The following is an 18,928-nucleotide window of genomic DNA, read 5'->3' as shown; positions in this document are numbered from 1 at the left end:
GGGCTTTCCTCCGGGCTTCCCTTCGGTGTTTCCGACTCTATCAGATCTTTTCTCGATCCGATTTCCTCGGTGCTTTCCAGGTTCTCGCTCTCGCGTTTCCCTTTCCGGCGGTTCCGACTCTATCAGATCCTTTCGGCGTCTGACCCCCAGTCAGCGGGGTTTGTCTTCGCGACTGTTGGGCCGTTCCGACGTCTCAAACCTTAGCGGATCCGCCCGGCGATTCCCAATCGGGCCGCCGAGTCCCTATTCGAATTGAATTCGGGCATGCCGAAAACAATCCCATCGGGAGATCGTGCTGGTGGTGTGAGGTGCCGCTCGAGGCGGCTGAGGTGCTGTCGAAGAACCGTTACGGCTCTGCGGCAACCCGGAGAACTTTACGGAACGCGCAGGGGGGTGTCAACCACCCCTGTCAAGATCTTTTCTGGGGCCTCAGTCCAGGTCGCTGAGGCGGCCGCCGGCGTCCGGCTGGGCGTGCTCCACCCGGCGGAGCAGCGTGGTCAGGACCTCGCCGAGGACGGTGCGCTCCGCTGGAGTGAGGTCCTGGAGGAGGTCTTCCTCGAAGACGGTCGCGAGGCGCATCGCCTCCAGCCACTTCTCCCGGCCCTCGGGGGTCAGCTCGATGATGACCCGGACCCGGTTGGACTCGTCGCGCTCCCGGGTGACCAGCCCCTCGGTGACCATGCGGTCGATCCGGTGGGTCATGGCGGCCGGCGTGAGGCCGAGTCGCTTGGCGAGGTCGCTGGGGCCCATCCGGTACGGGGCGCCGGAGAGGACCAGTGCCTTGAGGACCTCCCAGTCGGCATTGCCGATGCCGAGAGCGGCGGTCTGGCGGCCGTAGGCGACGTTCATCCGCCGGTTCAGCCGGGACAGTGCCGACACGATCTTCTCGACCTGGGGGTCGAGGTCCTGGAACTCGCGCTGGTAGGCGGCGATCTGTTCTTCGAGCGTCGGCTCCGTGACGCCGGGGGTCTCGGCCATGGCCGCAGTATCGCACGGAGCCACTTTGCCTTGAAGTCCTTCGATGTGTACTCTTTAGCTTCGAACTTTAGCTTTGAAGTCTTCACTCCTAACTAGTGAGAGAGGTGAACGTGACCAGGGCGATGGGCGCAGCGATGCGCCGGATCCACGTGGGCAACGCACTCAGCGCATTCGGGCTCGGCTTCACGGTCCCCTACCTGTACGTCTATGTGGCGCAGGTGCGGGGCCTCGGAGCCATGACGGCGGGACTCGTGCTCGCCGTCTTCGCCGTGGCCGCGCTGATCGTGCTGCCGTTCGCCGGCAGGGCGATCGTGCGGCGCGGCCCGCTGCCGGTCCTGCTCGCAGCCCTGGTCACCGCCGCGCTGGGTGCGCTGAGCCTCGGACTCGCGGGCAACGCCACCGCCGTACTGCTGTCGGCCGCGGCGCTCGGGGCGGGACAGGCCGTGATGCAGCCGGCGCTGGCGACGATGATCGTGGACTGCTCGACGGCGGAGACGCGGTCGCGGGCGTTCGCGATGCAGTTCTTCCTGCAGAACCTCGGACTCGGCGTCGGTGGCCTCATCGGCGGTCACCTCGTCGACACGACCCGGGTCTCCTCCTTCACTCTGCTGTTCGCGATCGAGGCGGCGATGTTCCTGCTGCTGGTCGCTGTGATGGCGACGGTGCGGATGCCGCACTCGCCGCGGATCGCCGACGCGCCGTCCGCGTCCGGGAAGGGCGGCTGGAAGCAGCTGCTCGGGAACCGGGCGATGGTGCAGCTGTGCGTGCTGGGCTTCGTGCTGTTCTTCGCCTGCTACGGGCAGTTCGAGTCGGGGCTGGCCGCGTACGGCGTGGAGGCCGCTGGGATATCCACCTCCGCGCTCGGTACGGCGCTGGCTGCGAACACGATGATGATCGTGGTCGCGCAGTTCGCCGTGCTGAAGTTCGTGGAGCGGCGTCGGCGGTCCCGGGTGATCGCCGGTGTGGGGCTCATCTGGGCCGTGGCGTGGCTCGCGGCGGGGTACGCGGGGCTGGGGCACGGGAGCCAGGAGATGGCGACCGCTGCATTCGTGTCGACGTACGCGCTGTTCGGGCTGGGTGAGGCGATGCTGTCGCCGACGGTCGCCCCGCTGGTCGCCGATCTGGCGCCGGAGGGGATGGCCGGCCAGTACAACTCGGCGTTTGCCCTGGTCAAGCAGCTGGCGCTGGCCGTCGGGCCGGCGGTGGGCGGTCCGCTCGGAGCGTCCCTGCACGGCCCGTACGTGGTGACCTTCCTGCTGTTCTCCCTCGGCATCACCGTGCTGGCGCTGCGACTGGGACGCCGGCTCACCGTTGCCCAGGATCAGCCGTGGGCCGCGGCGAGGACCAGCCGTGTGGTGGCCCGTGGTGGAGCCGCGGAGCCGGTCGCCGCGGAGGCATAGAGCCACCCGCCGCCCCCAGGGGCGGCGGGGAACTGCGCGACCAGCCCCGACGCGCCCTCAGCCGGCGGCGGACCGCAGCCCCACGGCGCTCAGCCCCTCGGCAAAAGGAACTCGCACCACACCGCTTTCCCTCCACCCGGTGTCCTTCTCGAACCCCAGTTGGAGGCGATGGTGGCGACGATGGCGATGCCTCTTCCCGACTCGTCGCCCGGTTCTGCGCGGCGGCGGCGGGGGAGGTGGTCGTCGCCGTCCGTGACCTCGATGATCAGGCGGCGGTCGGTGCGGCGGAGGCGGAGCCGCATGGGTGGCGTGCCGTGCTGGAGGCTGTTGGCGACCAGCTCGCTCGTCGCCAGGACGCCCAGGTCGTGCAGGTCGGCCGGGAAGCGCCAGCTCGTCAGGACACCGGAGGCGAAAGCGCGGGCGCGGGGGGCCGCCTCCACGCCGCCGAGGAGTTCCAGGGCCGCGTTGCGGAAGAGATCACCCTCGGGGCCCGTACGGGCGGGGTGCTGGAGGACGAGGACGGCTACGTCGTCGTCGTGGTCGGCGGTGACGCCGGCCGAGCGGACCAGGCGGTCGCAGACGACCTGGGGAGTGCCGGTCGCGCCGGACAGGGCGCGCTCCAGGGAGGCGATCCCCTCGTCCAGGTCCTCGTCGCGGCGCTCGACCAGGCCGTCCGTGTAGAGGACCGCCGTGGAGCCGGGGCCCAGCGGGATCGAGCCCGAGGCGTGCATCCAGCCGCCGGTGCCGAGGGGCGGTCCGGTGGGTTCGTCGGCGCGCAGGACCGTGCCGTTCTCGTCGCGGACCAGGATGGGCAGATGGCCCGCGGAGGAGTACACCAGGCGGCCCTCGTTCGGGTCGTGGATGGCGTAGACGCACGTGGCGATCTGGTTGGCGTCGATCTCGGTGGCGAGGCCGTCGAGGAGTTGCAGGACCTCGTGCGGCGGGAGGTCGAGGCGGGCGTAGGCGCGGACGGCGGTGCGCAGCTGGCCCATCACGGCTGCCGCGCGGACGCCGCGGCCCATGACGTCGCCGATCACCAGGGCGGTGCGGCCGCCGCCGAGGGTGATCACGTCGTACCAGTCGCCGCCGACCGCGGCCTCCGTGCCGCCGGGCTGGTAGGTGGCGGCGATACGCAGGTCGTCGGGCTGCTCCAGCTCCTGGGGCAGGAGGGAGCGTTGCAGGGTCACGGCCGTCTCGCGCTGCCGGCGCTCGCTGGCGCGCAGGCGCTCCGCGGCCTCCGCGTGGTCGGTGACGTCGGTGGCGAAGACGAGTACGGCGCCGTCTCCGCCGGTCTCGGAGGCCGGGGTGCAGGTGAACGTGTAGGAACGGCCGTCGAGGGCCTTGCGGGACTTGAGCGTGCGGGGCTTGCCGCTGCGCAGTACCTGGTCGAGGAGTGGCAGCAGACCGAGTTCGGCCAGTTCCGGGAGGGCCTCTCGGGCGGGTTCGCCGAGCGGTCGTACGCCGAAGGCGGCCGTGTAGGCGTCGTTGACGTAGGCGATCCGGTGGTCGGGGCCATGGAGGAGGGCGACGAGGGCCGGGACGCGGTCGAGGACGGCGCGCGCGGGCAGTTCGTCGACGGCGGGTACGGGCGGTGTCCCGTCGGCCGGTTGTTCGGCCCGGGCCGCGGGCACGGAGCCTTCCCCCCGCCGGTCCGGGGAGACCGCGGTCTCGGTCCGCGCTGCGGCGCGGCGCTGCGTTCCGGGGAGCCGGGCGCTCCAGCGCGTGAAGTTCACAGTGGGGAAAGCCTCGTGGGTGCTGAGGGCGGGCAGGTGCCCGTCCGAGGACGTGGGGCAGTCTGGCAGGTGGCCGTCCGCGGCGATATCCGTCAGACGCCGGGGCGGGCCGGGTAGTTCCTGAGTCCGGTCAGGACGACCCCTTCGGGTTGTCCGAGGGGCTGTGAGGAGGCTTTCCACCGGCCGCGAGTTCGAACTCCGCACGGGGATGTTCGAGCGAGCCGAGCGAGACGATCTCCCGTTTGAAGAGCCCGGCCAGGGTCCATTCCGCCAGCACGCGGGCCTTTCGGTTGAAGGTGGGCACCCTGCTGAGGTGGTACACGCGGTGCATGAACCAGGCAGGGTAGCCCTTCAGCTTGCGCCCGTAGACCTGGGCGACGCCCTTGTGCAGGCCGAGGGAGGCGACGGAGCCGACGTACTTGTGCGCGTACGTCTCCAGGGGCTCGCCGCGCAGCGCGTGGACGATGTTGTCACCGAGGACCCTGGCCTGGCGGACCGCGTGCTGGGCGTTGGGGGCGGTGTCGGTGCCGGGTTCGGCGGCGGTGACGTCGGGGACGGCTGCGGCGTCGCCCGCGGCCCAGGCGTGCGGAGCGCCGTCGACGGCCAGTTCGGCGGTGCATTTGAGGCGGCCTCGGCCGTCGAGCGGCAGGTCGGTGGCGGCGAGCAGCGGATGCGGTTTGACGCCGGCGGTCCACACGACCGTCCGGGTCGGGAAGCGCTGGCCGTCGCTGAGGACGGCGACGCGGTCGGCGCACGAGTCCAGGCGGGTGTCGAGCAGGACCTGGATGTTGCGGCGGCGCAGCTCGGTGACCGTGTAGCGGCCCATCTCCTCGCCGACCTCGGGGAGGATGCGGTCGGAGGCCTCCACGAGGATCCACTTCATGTCCTCGGGACGGAGGTTGTGGTAGTAGCGCGCGGTGTAGCGGGCCATGTCCTCGAGTTCGCCGAGTGCCTCGACTCCGGCGTAGCCGCCGCCGACGAAGACGAAGGTGAGGGCGGCGTCGCGGATCGCGGGGTCGCGGGTGGAGGAGGCGATGTCCATCTGCTCGATGACGTGGTTGCGCAGGCCGATGGCCTCTTCGACGGTCTTGAAGCCGATGCCGTACTCCGCGAGGCCGGGGATGGGCAGCGTGCGGGAGACCGCGCCGGGGGCGAGGACCAGTTCGTCGTAGCCGAGCAGTTCGGCGGTCCTGCCCTCCTCGGCGGTGGCGAGCGTGGTGACGGCGGCGGCGCGCACCGCGTGGTCGATGGACGTCACCTCGCCGATGACGACGTGACACCGGTACAGGAGGCGGCGCAGCGGTACGACGACATGACGAGGGGAGATCGAACCGGCGGCTGCTTCGGGGAGGAACGGCTGGTACGTCATGTAGGGGTCGGGGGTGACGACAGTGATGTCGACCTCGCCCCGCCTGAGCTCTTGCTTCAACCTCCGCTGCAGACGCAGGGCCGTGTACATCCCGACGTAGCCGCCGCCGACAACCAGAATGCGCGCACGTTCCTTCACCATCCCATGACGCACCCGGCGCTGTTGTTTGTCCACAGCCCCGGCAATTTGTGTGACCGGGGAGCGGGTGTGCACGGGGCCGGGCGCGCCGTCCGGGTGGGGCGAAAGCGGGCAGGTCAGCGGGGGCGGGAGGGAGGGGGCGAAGGCGAGGAATCGGGACATAGATGACCCGTACTCCGATCGGGGGGCGCTCTGTGCGGAACCTGCCCCTTCTGAATTGACCCTCACTCAACTATGTTCGTGTGTCGACGGGGTGTAGGGAATGTGGTCGATGCGGGTCCGCGACGGGCGGGTCCGGTCGTGACCGATGCCAGTTCCGCACACTCCGGTATTCAGTGGCGGGGAGAGTCTCCGGGGGGAGACGTCATTAACCGGGGGAAACACATGCATGTTCAGGACACTCATTGGTCGTCGGCAGCCGCTCTCGCTTCGGGCGGACCGGCGGTGACCGCGGCGGCGGGCAACGGGCGCGCGGACGGGATGCGTACGACACCGCTGCGGGTGGACGCACAGCGCAATCTGGAGCACGTGCTGCGTGCGGCGCGTGAGGTGTTCGGCGAGCTGGGGTACGGCGCGCCGATGGAGGACGTGGCACGGCGGGCTCGGGTCGGTGTCGGCACGGTGTACCGACGCTTCCCGAGCAAGGACGTGCTGGTCCGGCGGATAGCCGAGGAGGAGACCGCGCGGCTGACCGACCAGGCGCGGACCGCGCTCGGGCAGGAGGACGAGCCGTGGTCGGCGCTGTCCCGGTTCCTGCGGACGTCCGTGGCGTCCGGGGCGGGGCGGTTGCTGCCGCCGCACGTGCTGCGGGTCGGGGTCGCGGAGGAGGGCGACGCCGGGGCCGTCGGTTCTGCCGCGCCGGCCGAGGAGGCCCGGGTGCCTCAGCAGCGGTCTCAGCCGGGTGCGGGTGAGCTGCGGCTGGTGCCGGAGTCGGGCTCGGACGACGGTGGAGCCGGTGCGCTGCTCGAGGTCGTGGGGCAGTTGGTCGAGCGGGCTCGGGGCGCGGGTGAGTTGCGGGCGGACGTGTCCGTGGCGGATGTGCTGCTGGTGATCGCCACGGCGGCGCCCTCGCTGCCGGATCCGGCGCAGCAGGCGGCGGCTTCGGCTCGGCTGCTGGAGATTCTGCTGGAGGGGCTTCGGTCCCGGCCGGCGTAGGTTCTGCGGCAACCGTCTCGGCTTCGCCTTCGGCAGGTTTGCGTTCCCACCCGCACCACCCGTGCAACCGGCACGGTCGGGTGCGGGTGGCTCCTGTGGGGCGTGGGCGCCGGGGCCGGTCGTCATGTGGGTGGGCTGCGTGTTGCTGTCGCGCGCGGGGCTCGTTCGGGTGGTGTTCTGTTGCGGGTCGCGGGTGCGCTCGGATGAGTGGATGGGGCGTACGGGCCGTACTTGAACGAAAGACGATGTGGCACCCTGAGCCGGTGACGAGTTGGGCCGGGCCGGTGTCGGGGGCTTTGCGCGATGGGCGTTGACGGGTGGGACGGGTCACGCGATGACGGTCGCTCCGAGACCGGAGGGCTGACCTCGCCGCAGGTGCCGAGTCAGGGCGGACGGGGCGGGACGGCCCCGGACCAGAGCGTGCCCGCTCAGCGGGGCGGGAGTGGCTCGCCGCCGCGGCGGATGCCGCCCGCCGACGGCGAGTTGATCGAGCGGATGCGGGCGGGGGACGACTCCGCCTACGAGGAGCTGTACCGGCGGCACGCGGATGCGGTGCGCCGCTACGCCCGTACCTGTTGCCGTGACGGGCACACCGCGGACGACCTCACCGCCGAGGTCTTCGCCCGGATGCTGCAGGCGGTGCGCGGCGGTTCGGGGCCCGAACACTCCGTACGGGCCTATCTGCTGACCTCCGTGCGGCGCGTTGCCGCGCACTGGAGCAGGTCCGCGCGGCGCGAGCAGCTCGTGGACGACTTCGCCGTGTTCGCGCAGCAGGCCTCGCGCAGGTCCGAGGTGTCCGACGACGACGCCCTGGATCCCGGTGCCGATGTGCGGGCCCTGCACGAGGCCGAGCAGTCCATGGCCATGCAGGCCTTCCGCTCGCTGCCCGAACGCTGGCAGGCCGTGCTGTGGCACACCGAGGTGGAGGACGAGTCGCCGAGCGAGGTGGCCTTCCTGTTCGGGCTGGACGCCAACGGCACCCGGGTGCTGGCGAGCCGTGCCCGCGAGGGGCTGAAGCAGGCCTATCTGCAGGCTCACGTCAGCGCCTCGCTCGCCGGGGACGAGGAGTGCTCCCGCTACGCCGACCAGCTCGGCACCTACGCCCGCCGCAAGCTGCGCATCCGTGCCGAACGGGGCCTGCGCAAGCACCTGGACGAGTGCGCCAGGTGCCGGCTGGCGGCCGCGCAGATCGAGGAAGTCGCGGGCGGGATCCCCGCGGTGGTGCCGGTCGCGGTCATCGGCTGGTTCGGGGCCGCCGGGTACGGGAAGGCGCTCGGGATCATCGCCGGCGGTGCCGGGGTGGGTGCCGCGGCCGCCGCCGGCGGGTCGTCCGGCGCTGCGGGTGCGAGTGGTGGCGCGGCCGCCGCCGGCGGGTCGTCCGGCGGCTCGGGTGCGGGTGGTGGCGCCGCCGCCGGCGGGTCGTCCGCCGGCTCGGGTGCGAGTGGTGGCGCCGCCGCCGAAGGGCTCGGGGCGCCGGTGAAGGCCGGCATCGCGGCCGGTGTGGTCGCGGTGGCCGTCGCCGCGGTGGCCATGGCACTGCTGAACGACGGCCACCCGGCCGAGGAGGTGGCCAAGCCGGCGCAGTCCCCGCCCGCCGCCGGGCAGCCGCAGCCGTCGGCACCCACGCCCTCCGTACCCACGCCCTCCGCCACGCCGAGCAGGAAGAAGCCCGCTTCGGTGCCGGTGGGGCTGGGTCCCGAGCCGGGCCGCACGCCGACGTCCGCTCCCGCACCCACGCCTGCTCCCACATCCACGTCCAGCGCGAAGCCGGCCCCCACGCCCACCCCGGAACCGACGCCCAGGCCGACCCCACCGCCCGCACCCACCCCCTCCCCCACTCCGCCACCGGCTCCGGCTCCGGTCGTCTACGAGTGGAGCGATCTGCGGTACGACGTCAACGGCGACGGCACCGGGCCCGAGATGCGGCTGCGCGAGAGCAGCTGGGTGTGGCAGCGGTACGGGATGTCGATCGCCGGCAAGCAGTACGCGCGCGGTGTCACCGTGCACGGCAAGTCCTCCGTCACCATCGACCTCAACCGCCGCTGCACGGCCTTCGACGCCCTGGCCGGTGTGGACGACCTGACCCTCGGACTCGGCAAGGTCTCCTTCTCCGTCTACGCCGACGGGGTCCGGCTGTGGCAGTCCGGCATGGTCAAGGGCCGGGACGCGGCCGTGCCCGTCCATGTCGGTCTGACCGGGTACAGCACCGTACGGCTCGTCGTGGAACCGCACAGCAACGTCCTCGACCGGGGCGCGCTCGCGGACTGGGCCGAGTCCCGGTTCACCTGCCGCTAGCGGGGCTCGGGGGCGTGGGTGGGTGCCGGTGCTGCCAGGTCCCGTAGAACGTCCTCCGTGGTGAAGGAGGCGCCCCGGGCCCGCTCGGCCGCGTAGCGGTCCGGGGTCAGCGCCCGGCCGGCCGCGGTGGCGATCTGCTCGGCGCGGGTGTGCTCCGGCTCGGGGCGCGGGTGGCCGGCCCGCCAGTGTTCGGCGGCCGCGAACAGCCGTACCGCACCCGCCAGATCGCCGAGCCTGGCCAGCAGGACGGCGCCGACGTCGACCAGCCCCGCCGTGATCGACTCGGCGCAGCGCCGCTCCACCGCTTCGCGCAACGCGGCCGCCACGATCGGCAGCGCGGCCCCGGGACCGGACTCGCCGGCGGTGATCATGGCCTCGACGGTGCTCAGGGCGGCCGTGAACTGCGGTGGCGGGGTACCGCCCGACGCGACCGCGCGGGTCATGTCGTACAGCTCTCGCGCCTGGGCCAGGTCGCCGTCGTTCTCGGCGATGTGGGCCCGCATCATCAGGACGAACGCCCGGGACTCCGCCACCCCGTACACGTCGGCGGCCGTGGCGGCGCCGTCCAGGGCAGCCAGGGCGCTCGTGCGGTCTCCCGAGCGGTAGGCGATCTCGGCGAGCCGGGCCATGAGGAACGGCGACTCGGCGTAGGCGCCGACCTCGTAGGCGAGCCGCAGCGCCTCCTCGTACTCGGCGCGGGCCTCCTTGAACCTGCCGCGGGCCATGGCCGCCTCGCCGGCCGCACTGCACACCTGCGCCCGCATCCAGCGGTCCCCGACACGCCGGCTGAGCGCCCGCAGCTCCGCCAGGTCCTCGTCCACGCCCCGCAGATTGCCCGGCGAGTCGACGACCACATGGGTGCGGTACATCAGGGAGACGCCGATCTCCCAGTCCCCGCCGTATCTGCGGCAGTTGGCGACCGCGGCGGCCATGTCGGGCGCCACGTCGGCCGGGCCGCCCAGGTAGTAGGCGGTCAGCGGCCAGACGATGCCGGGCAGGCGGGCGGCCTGCGGACCGCCGTGCTCGAAGCAGGCCCGGACCCGGGCGATGTACTCCGGGGCGCGAGGGTCGGCCGCGAGGGTCGCCGTGCTCGACTCGGAGGTCAGGAACAGGTCGAGCATCCGCAGGTCCATGCGCAGCTCCCGCAGCGGGTGCCCCGCCTCGCCGTCGGGTGCGGCGAGGAAGGCGCCGACCGGGTCGGCCGACTCCGTCGACGCGGCGAGACCGGCCTGACCCGCGCCCTCGGGCCGGGTGTCGCGGGCGACGCCCAGGCGCAGCACCAGCCGCACCCACTCCATCGCCTCCTGCCGGTAGTTGCGCAGCCACCAGAACCATCCGATCGCCAGGACGATCGCGCCCGCCTCCGCCTCGTCGCCGGCCCGCAGCGTGCGGTCCAGGGCCGCGCGGATGTTGTCGAGTTCGCCCTCCAGGCGGCCGATCCAGGGAAGCTGGGCCGCCGAGCGCAGCTGGGGCTCGGCCTGCTCGACCAGTGCGCGCGCCCAGGCGCGGTGGCGCCGCTCGGCCGCCGCGCGCAGCTCGGGGATCTCGGCGGCGCGCTCGGTGGCGTACTCATGGATGGTCTCCAGCATCCGGTACCGCATGGTGCCGAAGGAGTCCGGGCCGTCCGGCGCGGCCACGACGAGGGACTTGTCCACCAGGGCGCCGGTCAGCTCCGCCGCCGGGCCGGTGCACACGGCCTCGGCCGCGGTGAGGTCCCAGCCGCCGGCGAACACAGACACCTCGCGCAGCATCGTCCGCTCCCGCTCGTCCAGCAGGTCCCAGGACCAGTCGACGACCGCGCGCAGGGTCTGCTGGCGGGGCAGGACCGTGCGGCTTCCGGAGGTGAGCAGGCGGAAGCGGTCGTCCAGCCGGTCGGCGATCTGGCGCGGGGTCAGCAGCCTGAGCCGGGCCGCGGCCAGCTCGATGGCGAGCGGCAGCCCGTCCAGGCGGCGGCAGATCTCCGCGACGGCCTCGGTGTCGCGGAGCACCGCGTCGGCGTCGGGGCGGACGGTCCGCGCGCGCTCCGCGAAGAGGCGGTGGGCCTGCTCGGGGACGAGGGGTTCGACCGGGCGCACCGACTCGCCGGGGACGCCGAGCGGTTCACGGCTGGTGGCGAGGACCGTGAGCCCGGGGCAGTGGGTGAGGAGGGTCTCGGCGAGGGCGGCGGCCGCGCCGATGACGTGTTCGCAGTTGTCGAGGATCAGGAGCTGGCTGCGCGGGGCGCAGTACTCGATCAGCAGGGCCGTGGGGTCGTCCTGCGGTGTCGCCAGGTCGTTGGCCAGGAGCACGGTCTCGCGCAGACCGAGGGCGCTGACCACGGCGCCGGGCACCGCCTCGGGCCGGTCGAGCGGGGCCAGCTCGACCAGCCATGCCTGGGGCAGCCCCGCGGCGGCCTCCTCGGCGAGGCGGGTCTTTCCCGAGCCGCCCGGTCCGGTGAGGGTGACCAGGCGGGCTCTGTGCAAGTCGGAACGAATGGCTTCGAGTTCGGGTTCCCGGCCGACGAAGGACGTCAGGCGGGGGCGGAGGTTGCCCGTCCGCTCCGGGGGGCGGGCGGGGGCGGCCGCGGGCGGCTCCTGCTGCAGCAGCGAGGCGTGCAGGGCCTGCAGTTCCGGGCCGGGGTCGGTGCCGAGGGTGTCGGCGAGGGTGCGCCGGGCGGACTCGTACGCGGCGAGGGCGTCGGCGGTTCGGCCGGTGTCGCGCAGAGCGCGGATGAGGAGCGCGTGCAGGGGTTCGTCGTACGGGTGGGCGGCGGTCAGTTCCGTCAGGTCCGGTACGACGTCCTGGGCGCGGCCCAGGCGCAGGCGGGTCTCGGCGCGGCCCCGGAGCGCCTCCAGGCGGAGCGCGTCCGCGCGGGCGGCGGCGGTGCGGTCCGGGAGGTCGGCGAGGGCGGGGCCCTGCCACAGGGCGAGCGCCGCGTCCAGGTCGCGGGCCGCGGCCTCGGCGTCGCCGCGGTCCAGAGCCGACGTGGCCGTGCGCACCCGGGACTCGAAGACGAAGAGGTCCACGTCGTCCTCGGTGGCGGCGAGGCGGTAACCGCCGGGCACCGAGCCCACGGTGTCCCTGCCGAGGGCCCTGCGGAGCCGGCCCACCAGGGCCTGGAGGGCGGCCGGGGCGTCCTCGGGCGGATCGTCGGCCCAGACCTCGCCGATCAGGGTCTGCGGGGCGGTGGCCCGGCCGGGGCGAAGCGCGAGTGCGGCGAGCAGCGCGCGCAGGCGGGGGCCGCCGACCGTCTTGAGGGTTCCCTGGTCGTCCTCCGCCTGGGTGACGCCCAGGATTCTGTACCGCACCGGCACATTGTCGCCGGAGGCGGGAGCGGAGGCACGGGGGTTTGCGTACGCCGCACGGGGTCGTACGGCGGCCTAGCCGCTCAGTCCCGCGGCTCCCGCGGCTCCCGCGCCCAGGGCGCCGCGGCGCGGTGCGATGCCCTCGGGTACGGCACGCGCGCGTGCGGGTGTGCCCGTCCAGCAGGTGCCCCGGCGGGAGAGGAGGCGGCGGAGCCAGACTTCGACAGAGATCAGGTCGGCCAGGCCGTCCAGGGGGAGCGGTGCGCCCTCTGCCGCCGCCCGGAGGGCCTTGCGGACCACCCGGGCCTCCACCAGACCGGCCTCGGCCAGGAGGGGCGTGGAGAAGAGGTCCACCAGGGAGTCCGCCGCCACGCGCAGCCCCGCGCGCGCGGCCGCCGCGGAGGAGCCGTGGGAGGGGGCGCCCCAGCCGGGCGGGAGGCCCGCGACGCCGGCGCCCTCCAGGACCGTACGCAGGACGGCGGAGCGGGCACCGGGCTGGACGCGCAGGGCCTCGGGGAGGGCACGGCAGGCGCGGACGACCTGGTTGTCGAGGAAGGGCGCGTGCAGGCGCTGGGAGCGGATCTCGGCTGCCTGTTCGAGGACGCGCAGGTCGGCCGCGTGGCGGGCCAGCACGGCACGCGCGCGGAACTCCCCGGGGCGCTGGGCGGATCCCGCGGGTGAGCGCTCCGCCCCGCTCTGGAGCAGAACCGATACTTCAGCCAGTGCCTCCCCCGTCAGCCAGCGCGCCGCCGGCCCCGGTCTCCCCCAGGTCAGCGCGGCGAGGGACGCGCCGACGGCGCCCCCCGGCTCGTCGAAGCGGTGCCGGATCAGCCGCTCGGCGAGCAGCTCCAGGCCCGCCCGGTACGGAGTGCGCGCCAGCCGCCGGGCCGCGCCGTACACGCGCGCGGGGACCATCACCGAGCCCTCGGCCCGGGTGAGTGCAGCGACCGGCCGGACCAGGTGGCGTCGTTTGCGGTCCATCAGGAGGTCCGCGAGGCGGGCGGGGTGGGCGTCCAGGACCTGGCGGGCGCCGTGGCCGGTGAAGTGGTCGGCGCTGCCGGCGGCGAGCCGGGCGCGGTGGCGGGCGGCCGTGACCAGGGAGGGGCCCGGCTCGTCGGTGAGGGGGCCGTCGAGTTCGGCGTACGGCAGGGTCTCCTCGCCGCCGGTCACCACCACGTGGTGCAGCCGCGGGCCGGCCGCGAGGGCTCCCGCGCGCTCCCGTTCCGCCTCACGGCCGCCGACGGCCAGGTCGTTGAAGGTGACGGCGAGCAGCCGTTCCCCGGCGCCCGTGCCGTGGCCGAGCAGCGTGCCCGGCCGGCCGGGCAGTCCGGCGGCCAGCAGCGCCAGCGTGCCGGAGGCCGGTCCGCCGGACAGGTCGGCGCCGATCCCCGGGACCGGCATCCCGCGCGCGGCCCGCCGCTCGGCGGGGCCCATGCCCGGCACCGGCCCGGGGTCGAGGTCGGGCACGTGCCGCGGCGCCGACAGCCGCGCGCGCACCGCCTCGACTAGCGCGTCCCGTACGGCGTCCACGGCGCGGTCGGGGTCCGCCGGGGGCGCGGCCACCGCGAGGGAGGCGACCGGCTCGTACCCGGCGATCTCGCGTGCTCCGGCGCGCAGGACGAGGGCATGCCCCGGCGGAATGCGCCGTACGCCGTCGTACGGGGTGGTGTCGCGCAGGGCTGCCGGGACGTCGGGGGCGGCGAGCAGGGCCGCCAGGTGGCCGAAGTCGAGGTTGGCCTCGATGAGGTCGGCGAGCGGCAGCGCGGCGGTGGCGTAGGCCGTGCCGCCGGCCCAGGGCGTGTGGAACACCGGGCGGGCGCCCGCGAGATCGCCGCAGACGGTGATCCGGCGGCCCACCTGGACGACGGCCGTGTAACTGCCGGGCCAGGTGGTCAGATGACGCAGTGCGCCCCCGCGCGCGGTGAACAGTCCGCGCCGCAGCTCCTCGTCGGTCGCGCCGCAGGTGCCGAGGACGGCGATCCTGTTCTGCGCGTCGGCCTTCACCACCCGCACCTCGTCAGGGCGCCAGTCGCCGACGGCCCACAGGGGATCGGGGTCGCCCCACAGGAGTTGGGAGCCGACCGGGTGCAGGGTCTCGCCGTCGTATCCGGTGGCGCCCGCGGAACCGATCCCGGAGGCGCCCGTGGCGGTGCTGCTCCAACCCACCAACCACCGCATCGACACCTCCACAGCCTGTGGACAACCAGCGCACCGCAGAAACCGGGTCCCCATGCTGCCATGAAGAACGCGCTGTGGAGGGGCGGTGGCACCGCCTTCGATCGAGGGAACGTCGGTCGGACACCGGGCGGACGCCGACGGGAAGCCGCGCGGGCGGGCGAGGGGTGAGCGGCTGAACGCCCGTACGAGGCACAGCGGATGACGGCAGAGCGCCAGGTGGGTGCGACGCGAATGCGCCCCCGATATGCGCCCCGAAAACACCCTTCGCGCCCTCAAGTCCCATGGTGGGAGCGGAAATCACCCGCTGGAACCTGGGTCGATTTTCAGCCAAATCAGCGGCGGCCGCACGAAAGCGAGCACGCTCCGTACAGGCCTGCGGAGCGCCCGACGGCACCGGAACGCGCACAGTCCGGGAGGCGGGCATCGCCTCCCGGACCGGTCCGCCACCCGCGGGGATGAAGGTGGCGGTGTCCCCCAGCCCGCTGGATCCAGTACAGCGGGCCGACCCACGCATCACCCATGGAACCGCTCCCCAGATGGCCGGAGAAGAGCGCACGGGCGGGCGCACGGCCACACGGACAGGGGCACGTCGCGACAGAGTGTGCACGGTGCGTACAGGGCCGCACTCGCGTACGGACCACAATCCCGCCAACCGGAACAATGCCCCTTAACGCTTGGGATGCGGCGAACTACGCTGGGTTTACGAATGCCGCACGGTTATGCCAGTGCGGCAGCCGTCTGTGTCGAGGGGTGGCGCATGTCCAGGGAGCAACGCGGGCCGAACGAGAAACTCGGCGCCGTTCTCGCCCTCGCGGGAATCAGCAATGCAGGACTCGCGCGACGCGTCAACGATCTTGGCGCTCAACGCGGGTTGACGCTTCGCTACGACAAGACCTCGGTGGCGCGCTGGGTGTCGAAGGGGATGGTGCCGCAGGGCGCGGCGCCGCACCTCATCGCGGCCGCCATCGGCCAGAAGCTCGGCCGCCCGGTGCCGCTCCACGAGATAGGCCTGGCGGACGCGGACCCCGCACCCGAAGTGGGTCTCGCCTTCCCCAGGGACGTGGGGCAGGCGGTGAAGTCGGCCACTGAGCTGTACCGGCTCGACCTCGCAGGGCGCCGGGCCGGCTCCGGGGGCATCTGGCAGTCGCTCGCCGGGTCGTTCGCAGTGAGCGCATACGCAACGCCTGCCTCGCGATGGCTGATAACCCCCGCCGACAGCTCGGTCGCGCGGGAGGCGAACTCCGCCGAGGAGTCCGGTGCACCGATCAAAGTCGGCCACAGCGATGTGCAGAAGCTGCGGGAGGCCGCGGAGGACGCCAGGCGCTGGGACTCCAAGTACGGAGGCGGCGACTGGCGTTCGTCGATGGTGCCCGAGTGCTTAAGGGTGGAGGCGGCGCCGCTGCTGCTCGGCTCGTACTCCGACGAGGTCGGCCGCGCCCTGTTCGGGGCCACCGCCGAACTCACCCGGCTCGCGGGCTGGATGGCCTTCGACACCGGTCAGCAGGAGGCGGCGCAGCGGTACTACATCCAGGCGCTGCGGCTCGCGCGCGCGGCCGCGGACGTCCCGCTCGGGGGCTATGTGCTGGCCTCCATGTCGCTGCAGGCGACGTACCGGGGCTTCGGCGACGAGGGCGTCGATCTGGCGCAGGCCGCCCTGGAGCGCAACCGGGGGCTGGCGACCGCACGCACGATGAGTTTCTTCCGGCTGGTGGAGGCGCGGGCGCACGCGCGCGCGGGGGATGCGCAGGCCGCCGGCGCTGCGCTGAAGGCCGCCGAGGGGTGGCTGGAGCGGTCACGGGAGGGTGACAACGATCCTTCTTGGCTCGGTTTCTATGGATACGACCGTTTTGCCGCTGATGCTGCGGAGTGCTACCGGGACCTGAAGGCGCCTCGGCAGGTGCGGAGGTTCACCGAGCAGGCGCTGTCCAAGCCGACGGAGGAGTTCGTGCGGTCGCACGGACTGCGGCTCGTCGTCTCCGCCGTCGCCGAGCTGGAGTCGGGGAATCTGGATGCGGCGTGCGAGCAGGGGGTACGGGCCGTGGAGGTGGCCGGACGGATCTCTTCCGCCCGGACCACCGAGTACGTGAAGGATCTTCTGCACCGGCTGGAGCCGTACGGAGACGAACCGAGAGTGGTGGAGCTGCGGGAGCGGGCCAGGCCGTTGCTGATGGCTCCGGCGTAGGCGCGCGACACCCCTCCCGCGTTTGAAGGCACTGTCAGTGGCGCAGTGCACTATCGAGGTGGGAGGTGGTGCACGGTGCGTGTCGGGGCGTACGACTGTGATGTGCTCGTGGTCGGAGGTGGGATCGTCGGGCTGTCCACGGCGTATGCGATCACGCGGTCCGCGCCGGGGACCCGGGTGACCGTGCTGGAGAAGGAGCCGGGCCCGGCCCGGCACCAGACGGGGCGCAACAGCGGGGTCATCCACAGCGGGATCTACTACCGGCCGGGCTCGCTCAAGGCGCAGTACGCGGTGCGGGGCGCGGCCGAGATGGTCAAGTTCTGCGCCGAGTACGGCATCGCGCACGCCGTCACCGGCAAGCTGATCGTCGCCACCGAACGGGAGGAGCTGCCGCGGCTGCACGCGCTCGTCCAGCGCGGGCGGGAGAACGGCATCCCGGTGCGGGAGCTGGGCGTCGCGCAGATCGCCGAGTACGAGCCGGAGGTCCGGGGACTCGCGGCCATCCACGTCGGCACGACCGGCGTGTGCGACTTCGTGGGTGTCGCCCGGCAGCTGGCGCGGGCCTCGGGAGCGGAGATCCGTTACGGGGCCCGGGTCGTACGGGTGGACCGGCGGCCGGAGCGGGGTGTGGCCGTGCTCACCTCGGGCGGGGACGTCGTGCGCGGGCGGGTGCTGGTGAACTGCGCCGGGCTGTACTGCGACGAGGTGGCCCGGCTCACCGGGGACGAGCCCGAGGTGCGGATCGTGCCGTTCCGGGGGGAGTACTACGAGCTGGCGCGGCCCGAGCTGGTGCGGGGGCTGGTGTATCCGGTGCCGGATCCGGCGTTCCCGTTCCTCGGTGTGCATCTGACCCGCGGGATCGACGGCGGCGTGCACATCGGCCCCAACGCGGTGCCGGCACTGGCCCGGGAGGGGTACGGGTGGGGGGTCGTACAGCCCCGGGAGCTGGCCGGGACCGTCGCGTGGCCGGGGTCCTGGGTGATCGCCAGGCGGCACTGGCGGTACGGGGCGGGAGAGCTGCGGCGGTCGGTGTCCAAGGGAGCGTTTCTGCAGGCGGTGCGCAGGTTGTTGCCCGCGGCGGAGGAGGAGGATCTGGTGCGGGCCCCTGCCGGGGTGCGGGCGCAGGCGGTGCTGCGGGACGGGACGCTGGTGGACGACTTCCTGATCCGGGAGGGAGCCCGGGCCGTGCATGTGCTCAACGCTCCGTCTCCGGCGGCCACCGCCTCCCTGCCGATCGGCAGGGAAGTCGCGCGGCGGGCGTTGTCCATGCTCGACTCGCTGTAGTGCCGCCCCGGACCTGCTCGGCCCGGGCGGGTGGAGAGGCGCCGTAAAATCGAGGCACTGTGTCTGACTCCCTTAACGCCCCCGAAGCCCCCCGGTCCGGTGCTGCCGAGCCGGTGTCGTCGCATGTTCCCGGTGTGTCCGTCCGGCACAGCCGGGCCAAGGGGGAACCGCGGTTCCCGGACGGGCCCAAGGCCGATCCCGCCGGGTCGCACTTCGAGCGGCGGATCCGGAGCTTCCAGCCGCGCCGGAGCCGGGTGACGGCCGGGCAGGCGGACGCGCTGCAACGGCTGTGGCCCCAGTGGGGGCTGGACATCGACGGGCAGTGCGTCATCGATCTCGGCGAGCTGTTCGGGAACGACAGGCCCGTCGTGCTGGAGATCGGGTTCGGCATGGGCGAGGCCACCGCGCAGATGGCCGCCGGGGACCCGGACACGAACGTCCTCGCCGTGGACGTGCACACGCCGGGGCAGGGGAACCTGCTCAACCTGGCCGACCAAAACGGGCTGTCCAACGTCCGGGTCGGGAACGGGGACGCGATCATCCTGCTCCGGGAGATGCTCCGGCCCGACTCGCTCGACGGGCTGCGCGTGTACTTCCCGGACCCCTGGCCCAAGAAGCGGCACCACAAGCGGCGGCTGATCCAGCCCGAGTTCCTGTCGCTGGCCGCGACCCGGCTGAAGCCCGGAGCGATCGTGCACTGCGCCACGGACTGGGAGCCGTACGCCGAGCAGATGCTCGAAGTGCTCGCCGCGCATCCCGACTTCGAGAACACCCAGGCCGACGGCGGTTTCTCGCCACGTCCCGAGTTCCGGCCGCTGACCCGTTTCGAGGGGCAGGGACTGGACAAGGGACATGTGGTGAACGATCTGCTGTTCCGTCGCGTACCGCATCAGCAGCAGTAGCAGCCCCCTTCGTCCTGTCGTCGTTAGGGT

At 73.1% G+C, this 18,928-nt stretch carries 11 protein-coding genes; 6 read left to right on the top strand and 5 right to left on the bottom strand.

Annotated elements, in window-relative coordinates; genetic code table 11:
- Window positions 1-429: 429 nt before the first annotated feature.
- Complete coding sequence (locus tag AC07DS_RS41845) at window positions 430-978, bottom strand: MarR family winged helix-turn-helix transcriptional regulator (RefSeq protein ID WP_145885106.1); 549 nt, start codon at window positions 976-978, stop codon at window positions 430-432.
- Window positions 979-1,088: 110 nt separating this feature from the next.
- On the opposite strand from AC07DS_RS41845, the gene AC07DS_RS41840 reads away from it, so the two are divergent.
- On the top strand, window positions 1,089-2,378 hold the full coding sequence (locus AC07DS_RS41840) for an MFS transporter (RefSeq protein WP_479153979.1): 1,290 nt from the start codon (window positions 1,089-1,091) through the stop codon (window positions 2,376-2,378).
- A gap of 89 nt (window positions 2,379-2,467) precedes the next feature.
- Here the strand turns inward: AC07DS_RS41840 and AC07DS_RS41835 are convergent, their stop codons facing one another.
- Together AC07DS_RS41835 and AC07DS_RS41830 are read right to left on the bottom strand one after the other, a co-directional pair.
- A complete protein-coding gene (locus tag AC07DS_RS41835; protein WP_479153978.1) occupies window positions 2,468-4,111 on the bottom strand; it encodes an ATP-binding SpoIIE family protein phosphatase in 1,644 nt (547 codons plus the stop codon).
- A 130-nt stretch (window positions 4,112-4,241) separates the two neighbouring features.
- The gene (locus AC07DS_RS41830; protein WP_479153977.1) at window positions 4,242-5,621 is read right to left on the bottom strand and encodes an NAD(P)/FAD-dependent oxidoreductase; all 1,380 of its coding nucleotides are present in this window, start codon (window positions 5,619-5,621) and stop codon (window positions 4,242-4,244) included.
- 381 nt (window positions 5,622-6,002) lie between these two features.
- Here AC07DS_RS41830 and AC07DS_RS41825 point away from each other — a divergent pair, with 381 nt between their 5' ends.
- Together AC07DS_RS41825 and AC07DS_RS41820 are read left to right on the top strand one after the other, a co-directional pair.
- Entirely contained in the window at window positions 6,003-6,773 is a 771-nt protein-coding gene (locus AC07DS_RS41825; protein ID WP_479153976.1) for a TetR/AcrR family transcriptional regulator, read from the top strand.
- Window positions 6,774-7,076: 303 nt separating this feature from the next.
- A complete protein-coding gene (locus AC07DS_RS41820) occupies window positions 7,077-9,068 on the top strand; it encodes a sigma-70 family RNA polymerase sigma factor (protein ID WP_479153975.1) in 1,992 nt (663 codons plus the stop codon).
- Here AC07DS_RS41820 and AC07DS_RS41815 read toward each other — a convergent pair.
- Window positions 9,065-12,355 carry an AfsR/SARP family transcriptional regulator gene (locus tag AC07DS_RS41815; RefSeq protein ID WP_479153974.1) on the bottom strand — a complete coding sequence of 1,097 codons (3,291 nt, stop codon included), beginning with the start codon at window positions 12,353-12,355 and terminating at the stop codon, window positions 9,065-9,067. The genes AC07DS_RS41820 and AC07DS_RS41815 overlap by 4 nt on opposite strands.
- 72 nt (window positions 12,356-12,427) lie before the next feature.
- A complete protein-coding gene (locus tag AC07DS_RS41810; protein WP_479153973.1) occupies window positions 12,428-14,530 on the bottom strand; it encodes an asparagine synthase-related protein in 2,103 nt (700 codons plus the stop codon).
- 757 nt (window positions 14,531-15,287) lie between these two features.
- Between AC07DS_RS41810 and AC07DS_RS41805 the strand changes: the two genes are divergently transcribed.
- The 3 genes from AC07DS_RS41805 to trmB all read left to right on the top strand — a co-directional run bounded on the left by AC07DS_RS41805 (window position 15,288) and on the right by trmB (window position 18,898).
- On the top strand, window positions 15,288-16,712 hold the full coding sequence (locus tag AC07DS_RS41805; protein ID WP_479153972.1) for an MFS transporter: 1,425 nt from the start codon (window positions 15,288-15,290) through the stop codon (window positions 16,710-16,712).
- Between the two features lie 75 nt (window positions 16,713-16,787).
- The gene (gene lhgO / locus AC07DS_RS41800; RefSeq protein ID WP_479153971.1) at window positions 16,788-17,996 is read left to right on the top strand and encodes an L-2-hydroxyglutarate oxidase; all 1,209 of its coding nucleotides are present in this window, start codon (window positions 16,788-16,790) and stop codon (window positions 17,994-17,996) included.
- 59 nt (window positions 17,997-18,055) lie between these two features.
- Entirely contained in the window at window positions 18,056-18,898 is an 843-nt protein-coding gene (trmB, locus tag AC07DS_RS41795; RefSeq protein ID WP_479153970.1) for a tRNA (guanosine(46)-N7)-methyltransferase TrmB, read from the top strand.
- The last annotated feature ends 30 nt before the right edge of the window (window positions 18,899-18,928 follow it).

The sequence above is a fragment of the Streptomyces sp. NPDC044064 genome, from assembly GCF_056434245.1.
This window is presented reverse-complemented; position numbering and strand designations above follow the sequence as displayed.